The 26,021-nt window shown below is 65.3% G+C and carries 24 protein-coding genes; 16 read left to right on the top strand and 8 right to left on the bottom strand.

Annotated elements, in window-relative coordinates; genetic code table 11:
- Nucleotides 1-26 precede the first annotated feature (26 nt).
- The 6 genes from XH90_RS24610 to XH90_RS24585 all read left to right on the top strand — a co-directional run bounded on the left by XH90_RS24610 (nucleotide 27) and on the right by XH90_RS24585 (nucleotide 7,296).
- Complete coding sequence (locus XH90_RS24610) at nucleotides 27-2,552, top strand: circularly permuted type 2 ATP-grasp protein (RefSeq protein WP_194476898.1); 2,526 nt, start codon at nucleotides 27-29, stop codon at nucleotides 2,550-2,552.
- Nucleotides 2,549-3,427 (top strand): transglutaminase family protein, encoded by an 879-nt coding sequence (locus tag XH90_RS24605; protein ID WP_194476897.1) that lies wholly within the window; start codon nucleotides 2,549-2,551, stop codon nucleotides 3,425-3,427. The genes XH90_RS24610 and XH90_RS24605 overlap by 4 nt, the downstream gene beginning before the upstream one ends.
- 160 nt (nucleotides 3,428-3,587) lie before the next feature.
- Nucleotides 3,588-4,016 (top strand): hypothetical protein, encoded by a 429-nt coding sequence (locus XH90_RS24600; RefSeq protein WP_194476896.1) that lies wholly within the window; start codon nucleotides 3,588-3,590, stop codon nucleotides 4,014-4,016.
- Complete coding sequence (locus XH90_RS24595; protein ID WP_194476895.1) at nucleotides 4,013-5,647, top strand: tetratricopeptide repeat protein; 1,635 nt, start codon at nucleotides 4,013-4,015, stop codon at nucleotides 5,645-5,647. The genes XH90_RS24600 and XH90_RS24595 overlap by 4 nt, the downstream gene beginning before the upstream one ends.
- A 295-nt stretch (nucleotides 5,648-5,942) precedes the next feature.
- On the top strand, nucleotides 5,943-6,770 hold the full coding sequence (locus XH90_RS24590) for an HD domain-containing protein (RefSeq protein ID WP_194476894.1): 828 nt from the start codon (nucleotides 5,943-5,945) through the stop codon (nucleotides 6,768-6,770).
- Nucleotides 6,771-6,840: 70 nt separating this feature from the next.
- On the top strand, nucleotides 6,841-7,296 hold the full coding sequence (locus XH90_RS24585; RefSeq protein ID WP_194476893.1) for a TspO/MBR family protein: 456 nt from the start codon (nucleotides 6,841-6,843) through the stop codon (nucleotides 7,294-7,296).
- Nucleotides 7,297-7,473: 177 nt separating this feature from the next.
- Here the strand turns inward: XH90_RS24585 and XH90_RS24580 are convergent, their stop codons facing one another.
- From XH90_RS24580 to XH90_RS24565, 4 genes are all read right to left on the bottom strand, one after another.
- Nucleotides 7,474-8,076 carry a sigma-70 family RNA polymerase sigma factor gene (locus XH90_RS24580; protein ID WP_194476892.1) on the bottom strand — a complete coding sequence of 201 codons (603 nt, stop codon included), beginning with the start codon at nucleotides 8,074-8,076 and terminating at the stop codon, nucleotides 7,474-7,476.
- A gap of 68 nt (nucleotides 8,077-8,144) precedes the next feature.
- Nucleotides 8,145-8,798 carry a ChrR family anti-sigma-E factor gene (locus tag XH90_RS24575; RefSeq protein WP_194476891.1) on the bottom strand — a complete coding sequence of 218 codons (654 nt, stop codon included), beginning with the start codon at nucleotides 8,796-8,798 and terminating at the stop codon, nucleotides 8,145-8,147.
- A gap of 1 nt (nucleotide 8,799) precedes the next feature.
- Nucleotides 8,800-9,339 carry a sigma-70 family RNA polymerase sigma factor gene (locus XH90_RS24570; RefSeq protein ID WP_194476890.1) on the bottom strand — a complete coding sequence of 180 codons (540 nt, stop codon included), beginning with the start codon at nucleotides 9,337-9,339 and terminating at the stop codon, nucleotides 8,800-8,802.
- Nucleotides 9,340-9,589: 250 nt separating this feature from the next.
- Nucleotides 9,590-9,922, bottom strand: coding sequence for a hypothetical protein (locus XH90_RS24565; RefSeq protein ID WP_194476889.1), 333 nt, complete (start codon nucleotides 9,920-9,922; stop codon nucleotides 9,590-9,592).
- A gap of 104 nt (nucleotides 9,923-10,026) precedes the next feature.
- Between XH90_RS24565 and XH90_RS24560 the strand changes: the two genes are divergently transcribed.
- From XH90_RS24560 to XH90_RS24545, 4 genes are all read left to right on the top strand, one after another.
- Nucleotides 10,027-10,923: an alpha/beta fold hydrolase gene (locus XH90_RS24560; protein WP_194476888.1), complete on the top strand. Its 897-nt coding sequence runs from the start codon at nucleotides 10,027-10,029 to the stop codon at nucleotides 10,921-10,923.
- Between the two features lie 79 nt (nucleotides 10,924-11,002).
- Nucleotides 11,003-12,526 (top strand): FAD-dependent oxidoreductase, encoded by a 1,524-nt coding sequence (locus XH90_RS24555; RefSeq protein WP_194476887.1) that lies wholly within the window; start codon nucleotides 11,003-11,005, stop codon nucleotides 12,524-12,526.
- 96 nt (nucleotides 12,527-12,622) lie between these two features.
- Nucleotides 12,623-13,198, top strand: coding sequence for an HdeD family acid-resistance protein (locus XH90_RS24550; protein WP_194476886.1), 576 nt, complete (start codon nucleotides 12,623-12,625; stop codon nucleotides 13,196-13,198).
- Between the two features lie 116 nt (nucleotides 13,199-13,314).
- Nucleotides 13,315-14,526, top strand: coding sequence for an ABC transporter substrate-binding protein (locus XH90_RS24545; RefSeq protein WP_194476885.1), 1,212 nt, complete (start codon nucleotides 13,315-13,317; stop codon nucleotides 14,524-14,526).
- Nucleotides 14,527-14,795: 269 nt separating this feature from the next.
- Here XH90_RS24545 and XH90_RS24540 read toward each other — a convergent pair whose 3' ends face one another.
- Nucleotides 14,796-15,761 carry an IS5 family transposase gene (locus tag XH90_RS24540; protein WP_194476884.1) on the bottom strand — a complete coding sequence of 322 codons (966 nt, stop codon included), beginning with the start codon at nucleotides 15,759-15,761 and terminating at the stop codon, nucleotides 14,796-14,798.
- A 157-nt stretch (nucleotides 15,762-15,918) separates the two neighbouring features.
- On the opposite strand from XH90_RS24540, the gene XH90_RS24535 reads away from it, so the two are divergent.
- The 4 genes from XH90_RS24535 (at nucleotide 15,919) to XH90_RS24520 (ending at nucleotide 19,605) form a co-directional block, all read left to right on the top strand.
- Nucleotides 15,919-17,139, top strand: a complete 1,221-nt coding sequence (locus XH90_RS24535) for an integrase core domain-containing protein (protein WP_371748261.1) — start codon at nucleotides 15,919-15,921, stop codon at nucleotides 17,137-17,139.
- A 78-nt stretch (nucleotides 17,140-17,217) separates the two neighbouring features.
- The gene (locus XH90_RS24530) at nucleotides 17,218-18,435 is read left to right on the top strand and encodes an acyl-CoA dehydrogenase family protein (protein ID WP_194476883.1); all 1,218 of its coding nucleotides are present in this window, start codon (nucleotides 17,218-17,220) and stop codon (nucleotides 18,433-18,435) included.
- Nucleotides 18,436-18,764: 329 nt separating this feature from the next.
- Nucleotides 18,765-19,256: a septal ring lytic transglycosylase RlpA family protein gene (locus XH90_RS24525; RefSeq protein ID WP_194476882.1), complete on the top strand. Its 492-nt coding sequence runs from the start codon at nucleotides 18,765-18,767 to the stop codon at nucleotides 19,254-19,256.
- A gap of 46 nt (nucleotides 19,257-19,302) precedes the next feature.
- A complete protein-coding gene (locus tag XH90_RS24520; RefSeq protein ID WP_246755577.1) occupies nucleotides 19,303-19,605 on the top strand; it encodes a hypothetical protein in 303 nt (100 codons plus the stop codon).
- 18 nt (nucleotides 19,606-19,623) lie between these two features.
- Here XH90_RS24520 and XH90_RS24515 read toward each other — a convergent pair whose 3' ends face one another.
- The gene (locus tag XH90_RS24515) at nucleotides 19,624-19,815 is read right to left on the bottom strand and encodes a hypothetical protein (protein ID WP_194476881.1); all 192 of its coding nucleotides are present in this window, start codon (nucleotides 19,813-19,815) and stop codon (nucleotides 19,624-19,626) included.
- 380 nt (nucleotides 19,816-20,195) lie between these two features.
- Entirely contained in the window at nucleotides 20,196-20,648 is a 453-nt protein-coding gene (locus XH90_RS24510; protein ID WP_194476880.1) for a low molecular weight phosphatase family protein, read from the bottom strand.
- Between the two features lie 299 nt (nucleotides 20,649-20,947).
- On the opposite strand from XH90_RS24510, the gene XH90_RS24505 reads away from it, so the two are divergent.
- On the top strand, nucleotides 20,948-22,405 hold the full coding sequence (locus XH90_RS24505; protein ID WP_194476879.1) for a hypothetical protein: 1,458 nt from the start codon (nucleotides 20,948-20,950) through the stop codon (nucleotides 22,403-22,405).
- 213 nt (nucleotides 22,406-22,618) lie between these two features.
- On the opposite strand, the gene XH90_RS24500 is transcribed toward XH90_RS24505, so the two are convergent.
- Nucleotides 22,619-24,349, bottom strand: a complete 1,731-nt coding sequence (locus XH90_RS24500) for a methyl-accepting chemotaxis protein (RefSeq protein ID WP_194476878.1) — start codon at nucleotides 24,347-24,349, stop codon at nucleotides 22,619-22,621.
- Between the two features lie 220 nt (nucleotides 24,350-24,569).
- On the opposite strand from XH90_RS24500, the gene XH90_RS24495 reads away from it, so the two are divergent.
- Nucleotides 24,570-25,952, top strand: coding sequence for an ethanolamine ammonia-lyase subunit EutB (locus XH90_RS24495; RefSeq protein ID WP_194476877.1), 1,383 nt, complete (start codon nucleotides 24,570-24,572; stop codon nucleotides 25,950-25,952).
- Nucleotides 25,953-26,021: the final 69 nt, after the last annotated feature.

The following is a 26,021-nucleotide window of genomic DNA, read 5'->3' as shown; positions in this document are numbered from 1 at the left end:
TATGAGGGTGGGGCAGGGAGAGGCGCATGGGCGAGGGCGCAGCCGAAGAGGACAGGACGGCAGGTAAGGCGCAAGGACAGCGGGACGGCCAGCGCCGCCTCGCGCAATGGGTCCGCGATTATCGCCGGCTGCCCGGCATCCCTGACGAATTCCTGGGGCCCGACGGCGCCCCGCGCGCGGTCTGGAGCCGCTTCTTCGATGCATTCGGGGCGCTCGCGCCTGACGAGGTCGAGCGCCGCTTCGGCATGGCTGACCGCCACCTCCGCGAGGCCGGCGTCACCTACCGCGCACCTGGCGACAGCGCCGACCGGCCCTGGATGCTCAGCCATCTGCCGCTGCTGATCGATGAAGCCGACTGGAAGCAGCTCTCCGCCGGCATCACCCAGCGCGCCGAACTCTTGGAGCTCGTGCTGCGCGACATCTATGGCGAGGGGCGGCTGGTCGCGGAAGGCGCGCTGCCCGCTGGCGCAATCGCCGGCAGCCCCGAATATCTCCGCCCGGTCTGCGGCGTGCCGCCGCCGGGCGGCCGCTATCTCTCGCTCTATGCCGCCGATGTCGGTCGCGGCCCCGACGGCCGCTGGTGGGTGCTCGGCGACCGCACCCAGGCGCCGTCGGGCGCGGGCTATGCGCTGGAGAACCGCCTGGTGCTCTCGCGCGCCTTCTCCGATCTCTACAAGTCGATGAACGTGCCGCGCGTCGCGCCGTTCTTCGAGGCGTTTCGCGACAGTCTTCGCGCGCGCGCCGATCGCGACGAACCGCGCATCGGCGTGCTCTCGCCCGGCAGCTTCAGCGAAACCTATTTCGAGCACGCGACCTTGGCGCGTTATCTCGGCTTCCTCCTGGTCGAGGGCGACGATCTCGCCGTCAGCGACAATCGCATCCATATCCGCACCGTCGCAGGATTGAAGCGGCTCGATGTGCTGCTGCGGCGTGTCGATTCCAACTCGCTCGATCCGCTCGAGCTCGATGCGTCCTCGCATCTCGGTGTGCCCGGCCTGATCGATGTGCTGCGCAAGGACGGCGTCGTCGTCGCCAACATGCCGGGCTCGGGCGTGCTGGAGGCGAGGGCGCTGCTCGGCTTCCTGCCGGCGCTCAGCCGCCGCCTGCTCGGCGAAGAGCTGAAGATGCCGCACATCGCGACCTGGTGGTGCGGCCAGAAATCGGCGCGTGACGAGGTGCTGTCGCGGCTCGACGAGGTTGCGATCGAAGGTGCGTACCAGCGCGGCGTACCCGGCTTCGACAGCAATGGCCCGGTGCTGGCGAGCGAGCTGGACGCGGCCGGCCATCAGCGCCTGATCGATGCCATCAGCGCGCGCGGCATGGACTATGTCGGCCAGGAGGTGGTGCGTCTGTCCACCATGCCGGTGTGGGAGCAGGGCCAGCTCACGCCCCGTCCTTTCGTGCTGCGCGTGTTTGCGGCGGCAACGCCGGATGGCTGGGCCATCATGCCCGGCGGCTTCTGCCGCATCGCCGAGCAGCCGGACGCGCGCGCGGTGTCGATGGGCGACGGCGCCCGTGCCGCCGACGTCTGGGTGGTCTCGGAGAAGAAGGTCTCGACCGCGTCGCTGTTGCCGGCGACCGACAAGGTTCGCATCCGTCGCATCGCCGGCGTGCTGCCGAGCCGCGCCGCGGACAATCTGTTCTGGCTCGGCCGCTATCTCGAACGCGCCGAAGCGACGCTGCGGCTGGTGCGCGCGCTGGGCTCGCCGAGCGGACCCAACAAGGGCACCGCGGCCTCGCTGCAATCTGCCGAGCGGATCCAGCGTCTGTTGGTGACCTGGGGTGCGATCTCGCAGACCTCGCGCGCCGCGCCGGGGCGCATCGTCGCCGAAGCTTTGCAGAGCGAGGCGCGTTTCGGCTCGGCGCTGTCGCTGGTGCGCTCAGCCCTGCGCACGGCCACCTCGTTGCGCGAGCGGCTGTCGCCTGACGCCTGGCAGGTCATCACCGAGATGGCCGAGCGCCTCTCCTACGAGGTCGAGGACGACGACAGCGTGCTGAGCGCGGCCGAGCTGACCTTGCAGGAGCTTGCGAGTTTCGCGGGCCTTGCGCAGGAGAACATGAACCGCGCCGCCGGCTGGCGCTTTCTCGATATCGGTCGCCGCACCGAGCGCGCCATCAACACGACACGTTTCGCTCGACAGTTTGCCTATGACGATGCCGGCGACGAGGATCTCGATATCCTGCTGACGCTGGTGGATTCCCAGATCACCTATCGCTCGCGCTATCTGCTGGCGCCGATCCTGGCGCCGGTGCGCGACCTGGCGGTGCTCGACAGCTACAACCCGCGCTCGGTCGCGTTCCAGGTGGCGACCTTGAACGAGCATATCGCGGCATTGCCGAGCCTGAAGGAGCACGGCCTGATCGAGAAGCCGCAGCGGCTCGCGGTGGCGGTGCAGGCGATGCTGGCGACTGCCGAAGCCGAGAAGCTCGAGGTCAAGTCGCTGTTCGCGCTGGAGCAGGACCTGCTCAATCTCGCCGAGGCGATCGGGCTGCATTACTTCCCGCACGGCCCCAATGCGAGCCGGCCGGAAAAGCTGACGGGGCTGGCGTGATCTACGACATCAGGCACGTCACGACCTACGAATACGAAAGCCCGGTCAGCTTCGCCCGCTGCACGCTGCGGCTCGAGCCGAAGGACGGTAACGGCCAGGAATTGATTTCGCACAAGGTCGAGATCCGTCCGCGCCCGTCCGAGCGCCATGTCCGCCGCGACTTCTTCGGCACGCTGACCGAAAGCGTCGTGATCGAAGCCGCGCATCGCAATTTGCGCATCGACTCGCGCTCGCGCGTCGCTGTGGAGCGGAAGCCGCCGGCGCGCGATGCCGCCAGTCCGTCCTGGGAGAGCATCCGCGACGTCGCCTTCGAAGCGACCAGCCTCGGGCCGTCCTCGCCGGTCGGCTATGTCTTTGCGAGCCCGCTCGTGCCGGTGCTGCGCCCCGTGAGCGCCTACGCGGCGGCAAGCTTCGCGCCCGGCGCGGGCATTCTCGCCGGTGCGGTCGATCTCATGCATCGCATCCGTACCGAGTTTCGCTACGACCCCAAGGCCACGGTGATCTCGACGCCGCTCAACGAGGTCTTCGACAACCGCCACGGCGTCTGCCAGGACTTCGCCCACGTGATGATCGCCGGCCTTCGCGGGCTCGGCCTGCCGGCGGCCTATGTCAGCGGTTACCTGCGCACCATTCCGCCGCCGGGCCAACCGCGCTTGCAAGGCGCCGACGCGACCCATGCCTGGGTATCGCTGTGGTGCGGGGCGGAGCTCGGCTGGATCGATTTCGATCCGACCAACGATCTGCTGGTCGCCAATGACCACATCACGCTGGCGGTCGGCCGCGACTTCTCCGATGTGTCCCCCATCGACGGCATCATTGTCGGCTCGCCGAAGCAGAAGCTCGGCGTCGCCGTGGACGTGCTGCTGGTGGAGTGATCGTGGTTTCACCGCTCCCCTTGTGTGAGCGAATGCGTCGATGTGCGGGAGGTTTGTTTCACTGTGTTTCCCGGATGTGCCAGGCGTCCGGTCATTAACACGCTGTTAACGCTACCCCGCGACACAGTGGCTCGCTATCAACGCTGCCGAAGCCGAACCGATGGTCGAGGGACTTGCATTGCTGACGGAGGCCGCCGAGCAGGTGGCCTTGTTGCGGATCTTGCGAAGTTTCAGGCCGGATCTCGTGATCTGGCCGGTGGTCGATATGGAAGAGCTTGGCAACATCGAGCCCGCGTCTCGTCTGGTCGCCTTCGCCTCCGGCGTCATCGTGCCGCCCGATCTGCTCGCGCGCTTCGGCCGCGGCGCCTACAATTTTCATCCGGGTCCGCCGGCCTATCCAGGCTGGGCGCCGGCCCATTTCGCACTCTATGACCGCGCGGACAGCTTCGGCGTGACCGTTCACGCCATGGCCGGGCGCGCGCGAGCCGTCGCTGACGCCGCGCTGTGCGCTGTCCTGGAGCGGCCGCAGCAATACCCGCCGCAGCTGCACGGTGTCACCTTCACGGCGTCACTTCCGGAGAATACATGACGTCCTCATCGATGGCCCTCGCGCAGCCTTCCGGTGACACGCCAGGCATTGCCGACATGCTGCGCACAGGGCGCGAGCACTACCGGCGCGGCGAGATCAGGCCGGCGATTGCGGTGTTTCAGGCCGGGCTCGCGCTCGCGGCTACGATGTCGATCGGCGTTGCGGTCGACGGCGTTGCCGATCTGCACGCGGCCCTCGCCAATGCCTTCATGCTGTGCGACGACATCGGCTCTGCAGGCGAGAATTACAGGGCGGCCTTGCGCATCGCGCCGCATCTCGTCGCCTGCTGGTGCAATCTTGGCATCGTTCACCAGCGCAGCGGCAAGATGCAGGACGCAATTTCGCTCTACCTCGAGGCGCTCCGGCGCAATCCAGGCCATCGGCCCTCGCGCACGAATTTGGTGCAGGCGCTGGTAGCGACGCGGCAGTTCGCGATCGCGCGGACGCTGCTGCTGGAATTGCTCGAGGAGACGCCCGAAGACGCCGAGCTCCGCAGCCGGCTCGGCAAGGTCTGCTTCGAGCTCGGCGAAACAGAAGAGGCGGTCGCGCAGTTCGAGCAGGCCGTGGTGCGCGCGCCTGAACAGGCCGAGAACTTCTACTGGGTCGGTGCGATCCGCCAAGCGCGCGGAGAGATCGAGGCGGCACAGGCCGCCTACGCCCATGCCGCACGAGTGCATCCGATCCTGCGCAGGCCCGCGACCCAATCGCCGCCGGTGTTTCGTGCGCTGGCGCTGTTTGCGCCCTTCGTCGGCAACACGCCGGTCGAATTTCTCTTCAAGGATTGCGCCTACCAGACCAGCATCCTGTCGCTGCTGCCGGGCAGCCAGCCGGATATCGCCCTGCTGGCGCACGAGGCAGATGTCGTCGTCAACCTTGTCTCCGACGCGGATCAGGGCGCGGACGTGCTTCCGCTCGCCATGGCCATCGCACGAAGCCTCGGCAAGCCCGTCGTCAACGATCCCGCAAGGATCCGGAACACCACGCGCGACGCCACGGCTCTGGCACTCGCCGACGTCGCGGGCTGCCGTGTGCCGTGCACGATCCGCATCGCGACTGGCGAGGGGCTCCCTGACGGCCTCGATCTTGCTTTTCCGGTGCTGGCGCGCCAAGCCGGTATGCATGGCGGCGACGTCTTCGAGAAGCTCGACGATGCCGCGGCACTGACTGCCTTCCTTGCGGCACATGAAGGCCATGATCGCTATGTGATCGACTATGTCGACTATCGCTCCGCCGATGGCTTCTTCCGGAAATACCGGTTCTTGTTCGTCGGCGAGGAGATCCTGCCTTATCATCTCGCCATTGGAGCCGACTGGAAGCTCCATCGCGACGCGACCGATATGGCGCAACACGCCTGGATGCAGGACGAGGAGGAGCGTTTCCTGCGCGCGCCCGGAGAGGTGTTCGGCGCAGCCCATTCCCAGGCGTTGCGAGTCATTCGCGATCGCATTGGTCTCGATTATTTCGGCATCGATTGCTCCCTCGATCCAGACGGCCGTCTCGTCGTGTTCGAGGTCAACGCCTCCATGCTGGTGCATGACCAGAATCCAGAATTTCCCTACAAGGACCCGTATATAAACCGGATCAAGCTCGCGTTCGACGGGATGCTCGCGCGCTTCGCGCGGGGGAATTGACGCCACCGTCCGCAGCGCGGTGCAGGCGTCCCGGCCCGTTCACACGTACGTCCTCGCCAGATGAACGGTCGGCCACTGGCCGGGCTGGCGAAGCTCTCGTAGAGGCTGATCACAAGGTGCGCCGAACCGTGACCGCAACCGTGATGCTGCGGGGCGGCAGGGCTACACATTTACGTATTTTTGTTTCGGGATTTGGTCAGTCGCCCCAGATTGAGCTATGCTGAGCCTGCGTCAAGGACGAGAATGAGGCGTCGGGAGTTACCGTGGGACACCACCGACAGACGGGGCTGCATCCATGATGACGTTACCGCGACTGGCCGCTGAGACCCTGGAGAAGATGCTGGGCTCGTTCATGCGTCGGCGGTTCGACGAGTCCTACGCCCGGGTGCTGGAAGGATCGACGCGCACGGCGCTGGAATGCATCGGCAACAGCGATGCGCTCTACCACAACATCGAGCATACGATGCTGGTGACGCTGGCGGCCCAGGCGATCCTGATGGGCCGGAATCTTCACACCCACCTTGCGGCGGACGACTACCTCCATGTCCTCATCGCCTGTCTCGCACACGACATCGGCTATGTCCGCGGCCTGTTCGAGGAGGACGACGAAGACGGCTTCCTGATCGACGATGCCGGCACCAAGGTGTCGCTGCCGCGCGGCGCATCCGATGCCAGTCTGATGATGTATCACGTTGACCGGTCGAAGCTTTTCGTGCGGCGCCGGCTGCCGCCGATCCGCGGCGTGGACTCTGAGCGCGTCGCGAGGGCCATCGAGGGAACGCGCTTCCCGGCCCGCCAGGGCCAGGAATATGACGACGAGGCCTCGATCCTGCGCGCCGCCGACTTCATCGGCCAGCTCGGCGATCCCAACTATCTGCGCAAGGCCAATGCGCTTTACTACGAGTTCGAGGAGGTCGGCATGAACCGCCAACTCGGCTACGACTCGCCGGCCGACATTGTGAACCGCTATCCTCAATTCTACTGGAACAGCGTCGCACCGCACATCCAGACCGAGATCAGCTATCTCAACAAGACCGAGATCGGCCGGCAGTGGATTGCCAATCTCTACAGCAACGTCTTCCGCGCCGAGCGCGACATCTCGCTGTCCGGACCGCAAAAATAATCCATGTGATCCAAACCTGACGATGCCGCGTTGAGGGGTGAGGGGCCCCTCTCATCGCGGCGAAGCCGGCATGCGGACATCCTTCACGACCCACGTCATTTTCGTTCTCATCGTGCTCGGAGCCGGCTTCGCGATCGGAAGCACGAACCTGCCTGGCCCCTGGTATGCCGGGCTGATCAAGCCGCCGTTCAACCCGCCGAACTGGGTTTTCGCGCCGGTGTGGTCGGTCGTCTACCTGCTGATCGCGCTCGCCGGCGCGCGAACCTGGGGGCAGTCTCCGTACGGCGTAGCCATGCTGCTCTGGGCCGCGCAGATGCTGCTCAACTTCGCCTGGTCGCCGGTCTTCTTCACGTGGCATCGTACCGGCCTCGCACTCGGCATCATCGTCGCGATGCTGCTGGCGATCATCGGCTTCATCGTCGAGTGCTGGCTGACGGACCGGACGGCGGCATGGCTGTTCGTGCCCTATCTTGCCTGGGTCGCATTCGCCACCTTGCTCAATGCCAGCATCGTCATGCTCAATTGAACGGGCGGCCGAGTCGCGGCTTCCGCGATCCTCGCTGCCTGCTGCCCGTCGCACGCATCTCGACCGCATCCTTGCGGTCCAGATTGATGTATTGGTTCTTCATTCCGCCGTTGCCGGCGAAGCGCCTGCGGTTCCCGGCCTCTTGCTCCGGCTCGCCGGATCGGCCCATGCGCCGGCTCACCGATGAGGCTGCGGGGCCACCACGCCCGGGGTACATGCCAGGCATTCCTCGCGCAGCGAGACAACCGTCCTTCGCAGCCAGGTCTTGATCGTGCCGACCGGGACGCCGAAGCGCTCTGCCAGCATCGACCGGCTTTCGCCATCGAGATAGGCCCGCGACAGCAATTGCCGCCGTTGATCGGGAAGCCGCTGGATGGCGCGGGCCGCGATCGGTTGAACGAAATCGTAGTCGAACGCGTCCTCGGACTCGGAGATTTCAGCGACTGACAGCGCTTCGTCGAAATCCGCCAGCGGCATCTGCTTGAGCCTGACAGCATCGATCGCGGTGTTGCGCACGATCGCGCACATCCAGGTGATAGGTGAGGAGCGGGCAGGGTCGAAGCTTGCGGCGTGCTTCCAGATCTTCAGATAGGCGTCCTGGAGCAGGTCGTCGAGATCGGCGCTGACCGGCGCGATCGGACGCGCTGTCTTGCGCAGCTTGCTGCGCGTCGCGGCGAAAAGCTCGGCGAAGGCGCGCTGGTCGCCGTGCCCGACCCGGGCGAGAAGATCGCTCAAACGTTCGATCATCGGGTCCCGGGCCGTCAGTCCGCCGCAGCTCATTGCCTCGTCCTCCAGCATTGCTTGTCAGGAGAACGACTGCGCGCCGCGACTGGATCACATCAGGACGCTCAAAGCCGCACGAAGGGCGAGATCAACCGGCCGAGCCAGCCGTGCATCTGCAAATCCCCGCTCATGGCGACAAGGCACAGGCACGGCATGTCGCCGCCGACGATCGGCTGATGATCGACCTCGCCGTCGCCGAAATCGAAATCGCCCGGCCTGAAATCGCCGCCCTGATGGCTGAAGCTGCCCTTGAGCACCAGGGTCAGCTCGGTCCCGGTGTGCGAATGTTCCAGCATGCGCGTGCCGGGTGCCGACCACAGCAGGAACGCGCGCGACTTGTCCGCACCGGGCAGGACGATCGGTTGCATCTTGACGCCCGGCGCCACGCGCCGGCTCTTGCCGAACCGGCAACGCAGCAGGATTTCCGGCAGGTCGTCGTCGAGCAGCGGCACCGGTTGCGACCCGGCCTGCGCCGGCGCGGGCGCCGCCTCCGGCGCGTCGATCGCAGCCATGATGGTCGCGAACGCGTCGTCTGCCATGGCGACCGGAGCGGCCCGTTCCAGCGCGGCACCCGCAAGCTGCTCGATCGCGGCGATGAAACGCCGGCAGCGAGGGCATTGTGCGGCATGAACGCCGATGACGAGGCGATCGGCCTCGTCGAGCCGGCCGGCGGCAAAATCGGCCAGGAGATCTTCAGGTGGGTGATGGTTGATGGTCATGTCAGTCGTCCAAGAGATCCCTCAGCCGCACCATGGCAAGCCTGATGCGAGACTTCACCGTTCCGAGCGGAAGTCCGAGCCGTTCGGCGATCTCGCCGTGCGGCTGCTCCTCGATAAACGACATCCGGATCACCGTGGATTGCTCCTCGGACAATCGCCGCAGCGCTGCCTCCACGCGCGAGACGTCGTCGCTCCGCGCCATCATGGTCTCCGGCGAATCCGCGACCTCGGGCGTCTCGTCCCGTTGTGCGCTCTCCGCAGTCCTGGCTCGTCGCGCCGCCTGCCTTGCGGAATCGATCCGCAGATTGCGCGCGATGGTGAAGATCCATGCCGCCGCACCTGCGGACGCCGGGTCGAACTGGGCCGCCTTCCGCCACACCGTCAGCAGCGTGGCCTGCGCGATTTCCTCCGCGGCGTCGGCGGTCATCCCGGTCTTGACCAGGAATCCCTTCACGCGCGGAGCAAAATGCTCGAACAACAGCCTGAACGCGTCCCGATCGCCATGGGCCGCGACGCGTCCGATCAAGTCAGCCCATTCCACGGTCGCCTTGGGCCTTTCGCCTGAAAATCTTCGAGGCCGATCCCGCCGGGGAGCCGCCGCAGGCTTGCTGCGCCACAAGGGCCTGCTCACAGCGCGAAGACCGGTCGTCATGGAGCCTCTGTCGAGATGTCCTGACCATAACGACGGGCGCGGCCATCCGGATCACTCCACGATCGCTTTGTTTTAGGGGCCCAGCCCAGGCGCGACAAGCGGCGGTATTTTGAGCCGCATGGCCGGTCGGACTGCCGGGTCAAACCTCGCGACCATGCAGCTTCCAGAGCGCGTAGACCGTGTCCCAGTCCGGAATTTCGTCGCAGGAATAGCCGAAGACCGTCCCGGTTCCAAGCTTCCGAAAATTCTTCATGGCCGCCAGGTGGGCGCCGCTCGCCACGAATCCTCGCATGCTGGCGAGGTCCGACCACGCCGTCATCGTGTGATGGACGCCGCCGACGATCCTGCCCGTCGTCAACAGATTTCCCGGCGCGCGCCGCGCCTGCGTGAAAGAACGGACCGTCCGCCACCAGAACATCGGCAGCCGCGCGATGCCCTTCGGGCGAAATCCGGTCATTGAGACATAAGCCATGTCGACCCCTCGATCGGTTGCGCTTCATGCGAAACGAGCCGCGCGAGGGGATGGATTGCCGGGCACGTTCGATTTACGCTGCCGCCGGCAGCGAGGTGCGCGGCATGCAACACAAATCCGTCACGACTGATGTCCTCCACATCGCCTATCTCGACTACGGCGCGCCGGACGGCTGGCCCTGCATCATGGGCCATGGTTTTCCGTATGACGTGAACGCCTATGCCGAGGCCGCGCCGATCCTGGCGCAGGCGGGCGCGCGGGTGCTGGTGCCGTGGCTGCGCGGCTACGGGCCGACGCGGTTTCGTTCAGCGTCGACGTTGCGCTCCGGCGAGCAGGCGGCGCTGGGCGCCGACCTGCTGGCCTTCATGGATGCGCTCGAGATCGATCGCGCGGTGGTCGGCGGCTATGATTGGGGCGGCCGCGCGGCCTGCGTCGTCTCGGTGCTGCACCCCGAGCGCGTCGTCGCTCTCGTCTCGGGCAATTCCTACAACATCCAGAACATCGCCCGCTCCATGGAGCCGGCCTCGCCGCCGGAGGAGGCCGCGCTCTGGTATCAGTATCTCTTTCACAACGAACGCGGCCGCCGCGCGCTGGAGCGCAACCGCCGCGGCTTTGCCCGCCAGCTCTGGGCCATGTGGTCGCCGACATGGCGATTCGACGACGCCACCTTCGATCGAAGCGCGGTGTCGTTCGACAACCCTGATTTCGTCGATGTCGTGATCCACTCCTATCGCCACCGCTACGCGCTGGTCGAAGGCGATCCCGCCTATGCGGCGATCGAGGCCAAGCTGGCCGCGCAGCCGCCAGTCCGCGTCCCCACGATCGCGGTCGACGGCGACAGCGACGGCGTCAACCCCGGCACTGCCCATCACGCGCGCAAGTTCGAAGGCTTCTTCGAGCGGCGTGTCTTCACCGGCGCCGGCCACAACCTGCCGCAGGAACGGCCGGCCGAATGGGCGCAGGCGGTGCTCGACGTGCGCAAGGCGGCCGCAAAGCCCTGATTTTCGCGATCACAGGAACTTTTCGTCGCCGGCGCCGTCCAGATCCTGAGTTGCACGTTGAGCTGCGAGGGAGACGACCATGACCGAGGACAAGAAGCCGAGCGGACCCGACCTGACCAAGGGTGTCGCACTCACCGAGTTCAAGGACGGCAAGCTGCTCGGTCATGTCGGCGAGGAGGACGTCCTGCTGGTGCTGGCCGGCAGCGAGATCTTTGCGATCGAGCCGCTTTGCAGCCACTACCATGGCCCGCTCGCAGAGGGCCTCGTGGTCGGCGACACCATCCGCTGCCCCTGGCATCACGCCTGCTTCGCCATGCGCACAGGCGAAGCGACGCGACCGCCGGCCCTGAATGCGCTGGCGATATGGGACGTCACGCGCGATCGCGACAGGATCACCGTTGCGCGCAAGCGCGAGGCACCGAAGCCGTCGATGGCTCATCGCAGCGCGCCGACGGGCGAAAAATTCGTCATCGTCGGCGGCGGCGCGGCCGGCTTCGCGGCGGCCGAGACGTTACGTCACGAGGGCTTTTCCGGTGCCATCACCATGCTCAGCGATGATGGCGCGATGCCGGTCGACCGGCCCAATCTTTCCAAGGACTATCTCGCCGGCAATGCGCCGGAAGACTGGCTCCCGCTGCGCGGCGAGGACTACTATCGGGATGCCGGCATCGATCTCCGCCTGAACACGAACGTTGCGGCGGTCGATCCGAAGACGCGCAGCGTGACGCTCGGCAACGGCGACAAGCTGCCGTTCGACCGCCTGCTGCTCGCGACCGGCGCGGAGCCGGTCAAACTCCAGATACCAGGCGCCGACCAGCGGCACGTCCACACCCTGCGCTCCGTTGCCGACAGTCGCGCCATCATCAAGGCGGCGGCCGGCGCCAGGCGTGCGCTGGTGATCGGCGCCAGCTTCATCGGCCTGGAAGTGGCGGCGTCCTTGCGCGCGCGCAAGATCGAGGTCCATGTTGTCGCGCCGGAAGAGCGGCCGATGCAGAAGGTGCTCGGCCCTGACATGGGCGACTTCATTCGCGCGCTGCACGAGGAGAACGGCGTCAACTTCCATCTCGGGGGCACCGTCGAGAAGCTGGAAGGCACGCGCGCAATGCTGAAGAGCGGAGCCGTGATCGACGCCGACCTCGTCGTGGTCGGCATCGGCGTCAGGCCGCGCCTCGCGCTCGCCGAGCACGCCGGGCTTGCGGCCGATCGCGGCGTCAGCGTCAGCGAATTCCTGGAGACCAGCGTCGCCGGGATCTTCGCGGCCGGCGACATCGCGCGCTGGCCCGACCCCCATGCGCGGCAGACCATCCGCGTCGAGCATTGGGTGGTCGCGGAGCGGCAGGGCCAGACCGCGGCCCGCAACATGCTCGGCAAGCGCGAGCGCTTCGACGCCGTGCCGTTCTTCTGGAGCCAGCATTACGACGTGCCGATCAACTATGTCGGCCACGCCGAAAGCTTCGACGACATCACGGTCGACGGCAGCATCAAAGACAGGGACTGCCTGCTGAAATACCGCAAGGACGGCCGCGTCCTCGCGGTTGCCTCGATTTATCGCGATCTCGACAATCTCAAGGCCGAGCTCGAGATGGAGCGGTCGCGCCCTTGATCTGCGTCAACGCCCGCGGTCGCCGGGCTGCTCAGCTTTCTGTGGTCCCGGCGCGCCTGAGACGTGCTCCGGGGCATCACATGCAGGAGGTGCGTCATGACATCCGCTTCGGATACCTCTCCCCGTCTCGGTCTCGGCTCCGGCATCGCAGCGCTGCATGCCAAATGGGGCTGGATCGTTGCCCTCGGCGTCGTCTACCTCATCGCCGGCTTCGTCGCGCTCGGCAGCATGGTGATGGCGACGGTGGCGAGCGTGCTAGTGGTCGGCGCGATGATGATCGTCGCCGGTGCTGCCGAGATCATCGGCGCGTTCCAGATGAAGAGCTGGGGCAGGTTCCTGATCTGGATGCTGCTGGGCGTGCTCTATGTCATCGCCGGCTTCCTGACCTTCGACAATCCGCTGTTCGCGGCAGTGCTGCTGACGCTGTTCCTGGGCGCATCGCTGATCGCGTCCGGCGCCGTCAGGCTGTTCCTCGCCTTCAGCATGAAGCGCGAGAGCCCGTGGGTGTGGGTGGCGTTGTCGGGCGCCATCACGCTGCTGCTCGGCCTGTTGATCGTGGCGCGCTGGCCGGTCAACAGCGTCTACGTCCTCGGCCTGTTCCTCGGCATCGACCTGGTCATGGCCGGCGCCGGCTGGATCAGTCTCGGCTTGAGCTTGAAGCGGCGCAGCTGATCCATCAGCAACTCGACGCAAGACCATCTTGCGGAACTCCGCTGAGCTGACGCGCTGGCAAAAAAAAGCACGCCGTGCGGTCGCCCCGCGCGGACGATCATCATCGGGGAGAAACCATGAAAGCCGCTTTGGCCCTGGCCGCAGCGCTGGCTGCCGCCTGTCTGTCCGCGCCTGCTTCCGCACAAAAAACTTACGGTCCCGGCGTCACCGACACCGAGATCAAGATCGGCAACACCATGCCCTATAGCGGGCCGGCCTCGCCGCTCGGCATCACCGGGCGGGTGCTCTCGGCCTATTTCGAGGAGATCAACGAGAAGGGCGGCGTCAACGGCCGCAAGCTCAATCTGCTCTCGCTCGACGACGCCTTCTCGCCGCCCAAGACCATGGAAGCGGCGCGGCGGCTGGTCGAGGGCGACGGCGTCGCCTTCATTTTCGCGACCATGGGAACCGCGCCGAGCTCGGCGATCGCAAAATATCTCAACAGCAACAAGGTGCCGCAGCTGTTCCTGATCAGCTCGGCCTCGAAGTGGAACGATCCGGCCAACATGCCCTGGTCGATGGCGCTGCCCTGGGCGCCGAACTACACCAGCGAGGCCGCGATCGACGTCGCCTATGCCCGCGCCAAGAATCCCAACGCGCGTTTCGCCGTGCTCTATCAGAACGACGACGCCGGCAAGGAATATCTTCGCGGTGTGAAGGAAGCTCTCGGTGCCGACGCGGACAAGGCGATCGCGATGGCCTCGAGCTTCGAGGTCGCCGATCCCACCGTCGATTCCCAGGTGCTGACCCTGGCCAACACCAAGGCCGACGTCTTCATGATCTACTCGGTGACGCCGCGCGCCTGCGCGCAGGCGATCCGCAAGGCCCATGAAGTCGGCTGGCAGCCGACGCGCTTCCTCGCCTCCGGCTGCGCCAACAAGGCGACCGTGATGGCGCCAGCCGGTCTCGATGCCGGCAAGGGCGTGCTGTCGCTCGGCTCGCTCAAGCCGTTCACGGCCGAGCCGAAGGACGATCCGGCGATGTCGGCCTATATCGACTTCATGAAGCGCCGCCTGCCCAATGCCGACGTCAACAACGTCGCCGCGCTCTACGGCTATACGGTCGCCGAGGCGCTGGTGGTGGTGCTGAAACAGTGCAAGGACAATCTGACGCGCGAGAACATCATGGCGCAGGCTTCCAACCTGAAGAAGGTGCCGCTGTCGCTGCTGCTGCCCGGCATCACCCTCAACACCACGCCGCAGGATTTCCGCCCGATCAAGGACGGCTACATGCTCCAGTTCGACGGCAACGACTGGGTGGTTGCGAGCGAGCTGCTGCGCGGGACGTGAGGGGCGAAGAGCGGCCACAGAGACGGTGCACCCTCTCCCCTTGTGGGAGAGGGTGGATGCGCGAAGCGCAGCCGGGTGAGGGGTATTTCTCCGCGAGAGAAATTCGCGCTTGAGTGCGCGGACAGAACCCCTCATCCGGCGCTTCGCGCCACCTTCTCCCACAAGGGGCCTGTTGCGCTACTGCCTTTTGATGCGGGAGACGTAAGGAGAGAGGGCGTTGTCGGCCCCGATTGTCGGGCCGAAGCTGTATTTTGCGCCCTTGATGGGCGTCAGGCGGCGATCGTGGCCCACCGCCTCATATTGAACGCGATGGAGGCAAGCAGGACTTGTCCGCGTGCCTTGGCGAGACCGACGTATCGGATGCAGGTGAGCCGCATCCGACGTTTGAGGGTGGCAAAGGTTGTCTCCACCGTTGCCCGTCGTCGTGCGATGAGACGGTTGTAGCGTTTGAGCCTCGGCGGCAGTTCCGGGTGATGCCTGTTGGGACGGCGGGCGATGCGGGGCTTCTTGCCTTCCGCTTTCAGCCGCGCCCGCCGGGCGTGGGTGTCGTAGGCCGCATCGGCCCATACCACGGCTTCGTCGCCGCGGATCAGTTCGTCGGCTGGCGTTGTATCGTTGATATTGGCGGGCGTGGTCAGGACTGAGCGGATCAGACCGGATCCCTCGTCGACACCCATGTGAGCCTTGTAGCCGAAGGTCGAACCACCCTTGCCCTGTCGCTTGGTGAACCGGGCGTCTGGGTCGTTTGATGGACGATCCTCCTTGGGAGGAGCTGAGACGGCCTGGATCAGGGTCGCGTCGAGCATCGTGCCGCGCTTGAGGATGACACCAGCATTCTCAAGCTGGCGGTCCAGCTCGCCAAACAACTTCTCCAGCAGGCCTTGTTCGATGAGTTGATTCCGGAAACGGTTCAGAACCGTATGGTCGGGCGTCGCATCCTCGAGGCTCAGACCAACGAAGCGCTTGAACGACAGCCGGTCGCTCAGCGCTTCCTCAAGCTCGCGGTCCGAAAGACCATAGAGCGACTGCAACAGCAGCGCCCGAAACAGCACCAACACCGCGTACCCCGGCTGACCGGGTCCCTTCTCGTCCCGCAAATGGCCGATCAGCTTCTCGAACCGGTACCACTTGACCAGGCCGGCCAGCCGATCCAGCGACGCATTGGCGCCGGCTCCCTTCGGCATCAGCGCATCTACAAAGCTCGGCTGTCCCGTCTGCTTCACCGCCATCGTCATTCCCCCAAAAGGCTCAACCGCAGGGAATCACAACTGGCGAATTACGCAACAGGCCCACAAGGGGAGAAGGGAAGAGGGTCCTAACCGGCTACATGGGTAACAGAATAGACCGGCGACATGGGTAACAGGTCAACTGTCGGCAGGGAGGACCCTGCCGATGGGTTGGAAGGAGACCTGTGCCGTGGAAGAGCGGATGCGCTTTATGGTGGCGGTTGAGAAGGGCGAGGAGTCGTTTGCCGCGATCTGCCGGCGGTTCGATGTAAGCCGCCGGATTGGATACAAGTGGCTGGCGCGCTTCGAAGAGGAAGGGGTTGCCGGTCTGCTCGACCGTTCGCGAGCGCCGGCGCATCATCCGCAAGCAATTGTCCCGAAGGTCGCGGAGCGCTGCCTCGAGGTGCGTCGGGCACATCCGACCTGGGGGCCGAGGAAGGTTCGGGCCTATTTGAAGCGCGCCGCGCCCAAAACGGCTTGGCCGGCGACGAGCACGATCGGGGAGCTGTTCGACCGCGAGGGGTTGACGGTGAAGCGCAAGCTGCGCCGGCGTAGCCCGCCATCGAGTGCGCCGTTTGCCGGTTGCGAGGCCGCCAACGACGTCTGGTGCATCGACTTCAAGGGTTGGTTCCTGACCGGCGACGGCAAGCGGTGTGAACCGCTGACGTTGACCGACGCTCATAGCCGCTACCTGTTGCGCTGCCAGGCCCTCTCCCGGACGGATACCGACCATGTCTGGCCGGTGCTGGATGCGGCCTTCCGCGAGTTCGGGCTGCCCCGTTACCTGCGGTCGGACAACGGCTCTCCCTTTGCGTCGACCGGCGCGGGCGGGCTGTCGCAACTGTCGGTGAAACTGATCAAGGCCGGCGTGACGCCGGAACGCATTGCCCCGGGCAAGCCGCAGCAGAACGGCCGTCACGAGCGCATGCATCTCACTCTGTTGCAGGATGTGGCCAATCCGCCGGCGCACAGCATGCGCGAACAACTGAAGCGACTACGCAGCTTCCAGCGGCTCTACAACGAAGAACGTCCGCACCAGTCACTCGACGATGCGACGCCGGCCGAGCGCTATCGAGCTTCACCGCGACGCTTCGACGGCATCCTGCGCTCGCCGGAGTATGGAGATCGGGAGGTGCGCCGGGTTCGGCACAACGGAGAGATCAAACTCGACGGCAAGTTCATCTACATCACCGCAGCTCTGGCGGGTGAGCCGGTCGGCCTGGCTGAAGCTGAAGATGGCTGGATAGTCAGCTACGGCCCGATCACGCTCGGCACCATCGCTCACCATGCAGACGAACTGCGACGCCCTAAACGCAAAGGCCGTGGACTTGGGGACAACGCTGCGCGTTGCCCCCAGGGTCCACAGCCCCAACAACAACAGACCTGAACGAAACGAGAATTGTGTTACCCATGTCGTCGGTTTGATCTGTTACCTATGTCGCCGGTTGCTCAAGAGGAGGACACAATGAACTTTCAACACTCTGCCCGTTCGCTGGAGCTTCAGGCCCGCGTGCGCCAGTTCATGCAGACGCATGTCGAGCCGGTCGAGGAGCTCTACTACGAGCAGGTGAAGCCGGAAGCCGCGCGCTACAAAACCCCGCCTGTGCTGCAGGATTTGAAGCGGCTGGCGCGGGAGCAGGGGCTCTGGAACCTGTTCCTGTCAGGCGAACACGGTCCGGGCCTGACCAATCTCGAATACGCGCCGGTGAAGGAGATCATGGGGCGCATCCTCTGGGCGCCGGAGGTTTTCAATTGCTCCGCTCCCGATGTCGGCAACATGGAGGTGCTGGCGAACTACGGCACCCAGGCGCAGCAGGAGCGCTGGCTGAAGCCGCTGCTGGAGGGACGCATCCGCTCCGGCTTCTCGATGACCGAGCCGCAGGTCGCCTCCAGCGACGCCACCAACATCCAGTGCGCCATCACGCGCGACGGCGACGACTACGTCGTCAACGGTCGCAAATGGTTCACCTCTGGCGCGATGAACGAGGATTGCGAGATCCTGATCGTGATGGGCAAGACCGCCCCTGACGATCCCGATCGCCATCGCCAGCAATCGATGATTCTGGTGCCGCGAAACACGCCCGGTGTCCGCATCATCAGGGACATGCTCACCTACGGCTATGACGACGCGCCGGTCGGCCATCCCGAGATCGTCTACGAGAACGTCCGCGTGCCCGCGGAGAACATCCTGCTCGGTGAAGGCCGCGGCTTCGAGATCGCGCAAGGCCGGCTCGGTCCCGGCCGCATCCATCATTGCATGCGGCTGATCGGCTGCGCCCAGCGCGCGCTGGAATTGATGTGCCGGCGTTCGGTCTCGCGCGTCGCCTTCGGCAAGCCGCTCCCCGAGCAGGGATCGGTGCGTGAGGACATCGCGCATTCCTTCTGCGAGATCGCGCAGGCGCGCCTGCTCACGCTGCAGGCCGCCGACAAGATGGACCGCGAGGGCAACAAGGCCGCGCGCGATCTGATCGCCGCGGCCAAGATCGTGGTGCCCAGCATGGCCGCCCGCGTCATCGATCGCGCCATCCAGATCCACGGCGCCGCCGGCGTCTCGCAGGACACGTTCCTCGCGCGTGCCTATGTCTATGCCCGCTTCATTCGCATCGGCGACGGCCCCGACCAGGTGCATCTCGCCGCCGTCGGCAAGGATCTGATCAAGCGCGGTGGCGTGATCGGAGGCTAGAGCCTCCCGTTGCAGGACAATCGCATGCACATCTCCTGAGGTTCCGCGCCATTGCGGCTTACGCGGACATTGGACAACGGCCTCATCGTTGAACGTGTAAGAATCCGGGGACAGAGACCCGTGAATCCACGGGTCATGTTGCTGACTCATTCTCTGTCTTAGACAGCGACAACGAAAGCACGCGGGGCCACTCAGGTTCTCGCAATGGTTCCGCGCCCAGGGGTTGGCGCGAGTTCGCAAGAGACTGGCACAAGTTCAAAAACGCCGACGCGTTCGCTTGGCCAAGGTCTGCGGCATCAGGAACCGCACGAAAAATCAAAGGAGATCTGATGGTGTTCCGCACGAGCGCCGCAATTTGCGGCGCCCTGGTTGCGCTTGTCGTATCTGTGACAATTGCCCGTAGTGAAACAAGTGGGGATCATTCAAGCGCCGTCGTCGATGCCGCCTGTGGCGATGCGATCGTTGGCGCAGCATCCACCTACAATCCGTTCAAGCCCGGCAAGGAGGAGGGCGGCCCGAAGACAGCCTCCGGCGAGCGCTATGATCCCGAGGTCTGGACAGCCGCCATCAAGACGAGCCTGCGGCAGAAATTTGGCGGGGTCCAATTCGGGGCGCCACCGAAATTTGCGCTCGTCGAGGCCGTCGGCAAGAAGGTCATCGTCAAGATCAATGACGTGGGGCCGCTCAGGCCCGGCCGCATCATCGATCTCAACGAGCGGACCATGCGCCATTTCGATCCGAGCATGGAGCTGGGCGTCATTCCCGACGTCACCGTCAGGCCGCTGGCCGGCCACGATTGGACGCCGGGGCCGGTTGGCTGAACATTCGTTGATCTGGATCAACGAGGCGACAGCGCGGGATGGCGCTATGCGCTTTTCCGTTCGCATCGTTCCGGAGCCCATCATGTGGGTCCTGATGTACGTGTTCTCCTACTCGGTCAGTCCCGCCGCAACAAATGATAGGGCGGAATGGCGTCTGCTGCCGACCGTGGTGTTCCAGGAATTCACCACCAACGAAGAGCGGTGCAAGGCGGCGAAGTCGGCGCTGGAGGCGAGCTTGGGCCAGGCGGGTGCCAGGCTGAAGAGCGGTCTTGAGGATCTGAAGAGCCTGGGGAAGGCCGACCCCAGTCAGATCATCATCGCCTATAACGTGGAGTGCCTGCCAAAATAGGCTGGCGTCCTCGCCCACCTAGTCGTGGCGGCGCACGAAAACCTCGTTCCCGCGATGTCCCCAATTGCCATTTTGGCACAAACTGCACAGACTTGCTGCCTGTCCTAAGTTAACTTCTTGAGTATGGGCAACGAGTTGATCATACGTGTCGTCGTCGTTGCGGCCGGTGCGTTCACCGTGGCTGCCGTCTCCGCGCTCATCTTCGGCCATTGATCTATCTCAAGTGACGCATCGCGGCCGGGCGTTTCCTGTCGTTGGCAGGAACATGCGTGCGGGGTGCAACAATGCGACCGTGGGCTTTGCATTCGCTGGTGTGGGGGCTGACGGCGATCGGCTTGATCGCCATCGTCTCCATGATGCTCTGAGGTCGTTGGCTTTGAGATCGATCCATTGCGACGCGACGGAGTGATGGAGTTCCGCTGGGCGCGACATTTTGTCGGCGGCGAGCTCCGTCATCATCTGTTCAAGATTCGCAGTTAGTCTCTGCTTCGACGATTGGTTCGCCGGATGTACGCGGGCTGGATCGCAAGCCTCGGCCCACGTGCCGGGGCTTTTCGTTGTCGAGGCACTTTCAAGCGCCCATGTTTGCGCTACGGCTTGCGGCTTTGCAGGCTCCCGATCAGCAACCCGACGAGATCGTCGATCCTGCCGAGCGCCGTTGGTGGATCGAGGTCCTCGATATCGTCGACGTCCCAATATTCGACACGATCGGCGACGCCGGCAAAGCGGCGCTCGATCATGGGGCGATGCTCGGCGTCCTTCAGCGCGACCACGAGTTCGGCATTGGCAAAGTCGCCGAGCGTGCAGAGCATCGGATCACGCTCCGCGCCATCAGGCGCGATGCCTTTCGCTTGCAGGGCAATCAACGCGTATGGCGAGATCCGCCCTCTATTTTCAGGCGAGAGTTTGTCAGCGACGGCCCGCGAGAAGGCACTCCAACCCAATCCCTCGAGCCTGACGTGATGATTGAATATCTCTTCGGCGTAGCGGCTTCGATAATAATTGCCGGTGCAGAGAAACAACACGCGATTGGTCTTGCTCATCGAGCCGTGCTTTCACCCATCGTCTGCCGCGGCCTCATAGGGCCTGGCGTTTCCAAACAGGCTAGCACGTGATTTCGCCGGTGGATATTTGGGACCGGGCAGGTTCGCCGATCCGACCCACTGGCGATGGCACCGCCTTCAGGCATCGTAGGACAATAGTAACGGCTCCGGGCTGAGAATGGAGGCGATCGCCATCTGCTGGGATCGACATCCGCACGACCGTACGTCCCGCCGCACGGTTTTGAACCGCGCCGCAAAGAGGAGCCGGGACTCTGGGGACGCCAGCAAGCAATTTCGACATGAAGCGGCAATGGATGGTCGCAGCTGCGATTGTCCTGGCGGCCGCGCTCGTCCAGATTCCGCTCGTCCTCAACGCGGATCTGGCCTGCCTGCTCACTTTGGACGAAAAGATCCTCGACGGCCGAAAGCTCGGGATTGATCTGTTCGAGTTGAATCCGCCGCTGTCGGTCTACATGTACATGCCGGCAGCGTGGCTTGCGCGATCCATCGGTGTCGCACCCGAACTGGTCGTGATCATTCTGGTCGTCATCGAGATCGTCGTCGCGCTCATTGTGGTCGACCGCGCAAACGTCGCAGCCAAGTTGGGAATGGAAGAGAGAACTCTCTTCCTGTGGTCGTTCGCATTCCTGCTCGCGCTTCTCCCCGGCGCCGTATTCGGACAGCGTGAACACATCGCGGTCGTGGCGTTGACCCCGTTCGTCGCCGTCACGGCGCTGCGCCGGCGCGGTCTCGGTCCCGGGCGGACGGCGGTCGTCGCGGGACTTGGGGCGGGGCTGGCCATGAGCATCAAGCCCTTTTTTGCGCTGGTGGTCGGACTTCCGATCATCGCCAGTGTCGTCCGCCAGCGCTCGCTCAGGCCGTTGCTGACCCCCGAAGCGTGCAGCGCCGCGATCGTCGTCATCGGCTACGGCGCGATCGTCGCGACCGTCTTTGCCGACTATCTCTCCCTCTATGCGCCGATGGTGGCCGAGGCGTATCTGCCGATCAGGAAGGGGCTGGGCGGCCTGCTTCCTCTCCCGATCGTCGTGATCGGCGCTTCGATCGCGTTCCTGCGCCTGTTGGCTCCGCGGCAATTCAGGATCACGGGCGATGCAACTCCGTGGCTCGCAGCGTCGATTGGCGGAGCCGCGACCTTGCTGCTTCAAGGCAAGAGCTGGCCCTATATGGCTTTCGGGTTGTGCACATTCGCGATTGCGGCGCCGCTACTGCAGGTCAGCACCCGCACATTGCGGAAGTCAGTGGCGATTGGCGGCGCTGCGGCGATCGTCCTCATCGCGGCCTATCTGTCCTCGCCGTCCCCCGGGTTTCCGCCGCTGGCGGAGCGTATCCAGGCGCTCGTGAAGCATCCGCGGCTGCTGACGATCACCGACCATGTCGGGCTGAGCCATCCGCTCGTGCGTCAAATCGGCGGCGCCTGGGTCGGCAGCTCCTGCGGCGCGCAGCTGCTCGCGAGTGGCGCAATGCTGCGCGAGAGCAGTTCGCAGCTGGCGGACGCCGAGCGCGCCAGGCTGGACGGCATCATCAAGTTCGAGCGGCGGCATTTGCTGGAGGACATACGCAAGGGGCGCCCGAACATCATCCTCGTGGATACCTATCTGCTGAGTTCATTTCCGTTCGATTGGCTGGCCTGGGCCAACACAGACCCGGAGCTCCGTGCGGAGCTCAGTCGCTATCGCGAGGCCGAGGACGTCGGCCGTGTCAGGATATTGGTCGATCGATCGTATCAGGACCAATGACCGGCGGGGCAGGGTGCGAAAAACGCGCCATCGTCATGGTGACATCATGCCGGTGTTTTGCCCGACGGGTCAAGTTTATTTCGTAAAATCCGTAAGGCCCCCATGCGCGGGGCGAGCCCTTGAAAAGGCTCGCCTCGCCTACTGTGCATGGGGTTGTTTTCGCGTTTCCGGTTTGCGCGCCCGGCCCGAGCCTTGTCAGCGGCGGCCGCGCCGTCATCCCGCCTTGGCGATGCGGCTGTCCGCGCGCAGGTCCTGGAAGAACTTTTCCACCTCGCGCGAGAGCGTGTCCGCGGTCGCGGTCAGGCTGCTCGCCGCCGTCAGCACGGACGTCGCCGCCGTGTCGGTCTCGCCGATGGCATCGCGCAGCGAGGTGATGTTGGCGACCAGCGTCTCGTTGCCCAGGGCTGCGCTCTGCGCATTGGAGGAGATCTCGCGCGTCGCCTGGTCCTGCTGGCCGACGGCGCCTGCGATCGCCGAGGTGACCTCGTTGATCTCGCGCACCGCGCCGCCGATCTCGCGCACGGCATCGACCGCGTTGCGGGTGGAGGACTGGATCATCGCGACGTTCTCGCTGATGTCGGCGGTCGCCTTCGCGGTCTGGCCTGCGAGCGCCTTGACTTCGTGGGCGACCACGGCAAAGCCGCGGCCGGCCTCACCGGCACGGGCGGCCTCGATGGTGGCGTTGAGCGCAAGCAGATTGGTCTGCTCGGCAATCGTCTGAATGAGGGTCAGCACGCCGTCGATGCGCTGCGTGGCGGCGGCGAGGCTCTCGATCTCGGCGATCGACTTTTCGGTGCGCTGGCCGGTCTGCTCGACCGCGCCCGCGCTCTGCCGCACCTGCCGGCCGATCTCCTCGACGGAGGCCGAGAGCTCCTCGGCGGCGCCTGCGACCGCGGTGACGTTGTGCGAGGCCTGCTCGCTGGCGTTCGCCGCCATGCCGGCGCGCCCGCTCGCATCCGCGGTGACGCGGGTGATGGTCTGCGCGGTTTCGCGCATGACCGAGGCGTTGTCGCTGAGGCCGCGCATGATCGCGCCGATCGCTTCGCGAAACGCCTCGACGGAGTGCTCGATGTGGCGCGCGCGCTCTTCGCGTGCGGCCGAGTCCTGCGAGACCTGCGAGGCGAGGTTGCGGTTGCGGCCCATCGCGTCCTGGAACACTTCGATGGCGCGGGCGAGCGCGCCGATCTCGTCGGCCCGGCCGGCGTGCGGCACCACCACGTTTTCGGCGCCGTCGGCGACCTGCTTGATGGTCGCGGTGATCGCGGCGAGCGGCCGGGCGATCGAGCGGGCGATGATGATGATTCCGATCACCACCAGCGCCAGCGCCACGCCGCCGAGGCAGGTCAGCACGAAGGACAGGGTGCGGTTGGTCTCGGTTTCGCGCGTGATCTGCCTTGCACGCTCGGCATAGACCTTGGACAGCGCCTCGAGGTCCTTGTTCAGCGCCGAGCGTACGGCGCGGTTGGCGTCGTTGTCGCCCCATTCGCGCCCCGCGGCGGCATTGATCTCGACGCCGCGGCGCACCAGCTCCTTGCGGAAGTCGACGAACTGCTCGATGCGCTTCTTGAAGGTGGCGAACTGCTCGGCGTCGTCAGCCTGGACGATGCTCTCCCAGCCCTTCACGACGCCCAGGATCCGATTGTTGAGCTTGAGCAGGCCGTCGCCGTATTTCTTCACCACGGCCGGTTCGGTCGACATGTAGATGCCGCGCGACTCCATCACGACCGCATAGACCAGCGAGTTGACGCGCTCGACGTTGAGCGCGGCCGCGTTGGCCGTCTCGATCGCGCTGGTCAATTCGGCGCCGCGGCGACTGTTGTAGTCGGACAGCATCGCGATCGCCGCCGTCAGCAGGGCGAACAGCGCGAAGATCGCATAGAGCTTGATGGCCAGCGTGAAACGGCCTGCCAGGCCGGCAGTATTCCCAGATCGATTGACTTGCATGGTGTTCAGGGCCCGAGTGGCCGGGAGCGGCCGGTGCGCGCGGTCGAGTGAAATTGATACAAAACTATGCAGAATGAAGATGGACGTGGCGTTAACGCGGCGGTTGGCCCCCTTCGTTCCTGGCCGAAGGAAAGGTAAGATATTTCAGCGTCTTGATACGAAGGTATAGTCTCGAGATCGCTTGGAGTCGGTCACTGGCCGACGAATCCCGGAGGGGCCTTTGGTCTACCGCCACGCCATCGACGCCACGACCTACACCTTCCCCGACCTGCGCGACCTGCTCGCCAAGGCGGCGCCGCCGCGCTCCGGCGACCGGCTGGCCGGCATTGCCGCTGGCAGCGCCGAGCAGATGATCGCCGCGCGAATGGCCCTGGCGGACGTTCCCTTAAGTCAGTTCCTGAACGAAGCCGTCATCCCCTATGAGGCCGACGAGGTCACCCGTCTCGTCATCGACAGCCATGACGCCAAAGCCTTTGCGCCCGTGGCCTCCCTGACTGTCGGAGCCTTCCGCGACTGGCTGCTGTCGGATGCCGCCACGCCGGAGTCCCTGCGCAAGCTCGCGACCGGCATCACGCCGGAGATGGCCGCCGCGGTCTCGAAGCTGATGCGCAACCAGGACCTGATCCTGGCGGCGCGGAAATGCCGGGTCACGACCGCCTTCCGCAACACCATCGGCCTGAAGGGCCGGATGAGCACGCGGCTTCAACCGAACCATCCCTTCGACGATGCCAGGGGCATCACCGCCTCGATCCTCGACGGCCTGCTGCTCGGGGCCGGCGATGCCTGCATCGGCATCAATCCCGCGAGCGACGATCCGGCCGTGATCGCGCAATTGCTGCGGCTCCTGGACGAGATCATCGCGCGGCTGAAAATCCCGACGCAGGGATGCGTGCTGACCCATGTCACGACGACGTTGTCGCTGATCGGGCAGGGCGTGCCCGTCGACCTCGTCTTCCAGTCGGTCGCCGGCACCGAGGCCGCCAACCGCAGCTTCGGCATCGACCTCGCACTGCTGAAGGAGGCGCACGACGCCGGCCTGTCGCAGAAGCGCGGGACGGTCGGCGAGAACGTCATGTATTTCGAAACCGGCCAGGGCTCGGCGCTGTCGGCGGGTGCGCATCACGGCATCGACCAGCAGACCTGCGAGGCGCGTGCCTATGCGGTCGCCCGCGCGTTCGCGCCATTGCTGGTCAACAGCGTGGTCGGCTTCATCGGTCCGGAATATCTCTACGACGGCAAGGAGATCATCCGGGCGGGATTGGAAGACCATTTTTGCGGCAAGCTGCTCGGCCTGCCGCTCGGCATCGACATCTGCTACACCAACCATGCCGAAGCGGACCAGGACGACATGGACAATCTGCTGACGCTGCTCGCCGCTGCCGGCGTCACTTTCATCATGGGTGTCCCCGGCGCCGACGATGTCATGCTGAACTACCAGTCCACCTCCTTCCACGACGCGCTCTATGTGCGCGAGGTCTTCGGTGCGGCCCGCGCGCCCGAGTTCGACGACTGGCTGGTTCAGAGCGGAATTGCCGGCGCCGACTTCCGGCTTGCCGGTGACGCAGGCCTGTTGCCCGATTTTGCCTCCCGCCTGATCGCGTAGCGCGAAAACCGGCTAAAAAACTTCCACGCGCCGGCGTGAACCGGGGAAACCATTGGCGCGTCTCAAGAA

This window comes from Bradyrhizobium sp. CCBAU 53338, from assembly GCF_015291665.1.
Lineage (GTDB): Bacteria > Pseudomonadota > Alphaproteobacteria > Rhizobiales > Xanthobacteraceae > Bradyrhizobium.
This window is presented reverse-complemented; position numbering and strand designations above follow the sequence as displayed.

Bases quoted from the DNA above. Each gene is read 5' to 3' on its own strand.
- XH90_RS24580 (WP_194476892.1), bottom strand. From the start codon at position 8,076: ATGAGCTGCGGCGGACTGACGGCCCGGGACCCGATGATCGAACGTTTG.
- XH90_RS24600 (WP_194476896.1), top strand. From the start codon at position 3,588: ATGGTCGAGGGACTTGCATTGCTGACGGAGGCCGCCGAGCAGGTGGCC.
- XH90_RS24560 (WP_194476888.1), top strand. From the start codon at position 10,027: ATGCAACACAAATCCGTCACGACTGATGTCCTCCACATCGCCTATCTC.
- XH90_RS24555 (WP_194476887.1), top strand. From the start codon at position 11,003: ATGACCGAGGACAAGAAGCCGAGCGGACCCGACCTGACCAAGGGTGTC.
- XH90_RS24565 (WP_194476889.1), bottom strand. From the start codon at position 9,922: ATGGCTTATGTCTCAATGACCGGATTTCGCCCGAAGGGCATCGCGCGG.
- XH90_RS24505 (WP_194476879.1), top strand. From the start codon at position 20,948: ATGAAGCGGCAATGGATGGTCGCAGCTGCGATTGTCCTGGCGGCCGCG.
- XH90_RS24595 (WP_194476895.1), top strand. From the start codon at position 4,013: ATGACGTCCTCATCGATGGCCCTCGCGCAGCCTTCCGGTGACACGCCA.
- XH90_RS24525 (WP_194476882.1), top strand. From the start codon at position 18,765: ATGGTGTTCCGCACGAGCGCCGCAATTTGCGGCGCCCTGGTTGCGCTT.
- XH90_RS24540 (WP_194476884.1), bottom strand. From the start codon at position 15,761: ATGACGATGGCGGTGAAGCAGACGGGACAGCCGAGCTTTGTAGATGCG.
- XH90_RS24510 (WP_194476880.1), bottom strand. From the start codon at position 20,648: ATGAGCAAGACCAATCGCGTGTTGTTTCTCTGCACCGGCAATTATTAT.
- XH90_RS24500 (WP_194476878.1), bottom strand. From the start codon at position 24,349: ATGCAAGTCAATCGATCTGGGAATACTGCCGGCCTGGCAGGCCGTTTC.
- XH90_RS24545 (WP_194476885.1), top strand. From the start codon at position 13,315: ATGAAAGCCGCTTTGGCCCTGGCCGCAGCGCTGGCTGCCGCCTGTCTG.
- XH90_RS24585 (WP_194476893.1), top strand. From the start codon at position 6,841: ATGCGGACATCCTTCACGACCCACGTCATTTTCGTTCTCATCGTGCTC.
- XH90_RS24520 (WP_246755577.1), top strand. From the start codon at position 19,303: ATGCGCTTTTCCGTTCGCATCGTTCCGGAGCCCATCATGTGGGTCCTG.
- XH90_RS24610 (WP_194476898.1), top strand. From the start codon at position 27: ATGGGCGAGGGCGCAGCCGAAGAGGACAGGACGGCAGGTAAGGCGCAA.
- XH90_RS24550 (WP_194476886.1), top strand. From the start codon at position 12,623: ATGACATCCGCTTCGGATACCTCTCCCCGTCTCGGTCTCGGCTCCGGC.
- XH90_RS24575 (WP_194476891.1), bottom strand. From the start codon at position 8,798: ATGACCATCAACCATCACCCACCTGAAGATCTCCTGGCCGATTTTGCC.
- XH90_RS24530 (WP_194476883.1), top strand. From the start codon at position 17,218: ATGAACTTTCAACACTCTGCCCGTTCGCTGGAGCTTCAGGCCCGCGTG.
- XH90_RS24590 (WP_194476894.1), top strand. From the start codon at position 5,943: ATGATGACGTTACCGCGACTGGCCGCTGAGACCCTGGAGAAGATGCTG.
- XH90_RS24515 (WP_194476881.1), bottom strand. From the start codon at position 19,815: ATGGCCGAAGATGAGCGCGGAGACGGCAGCCACGGTGAACGCACCGGC.
- XH90_RS24535 (WP_371748261.1), top strand. From the start codon at position 15,919: ATGGGTTGGAAGGAGACCTGTGCCGTGGAAGAGCGGATGCGCTTTATG.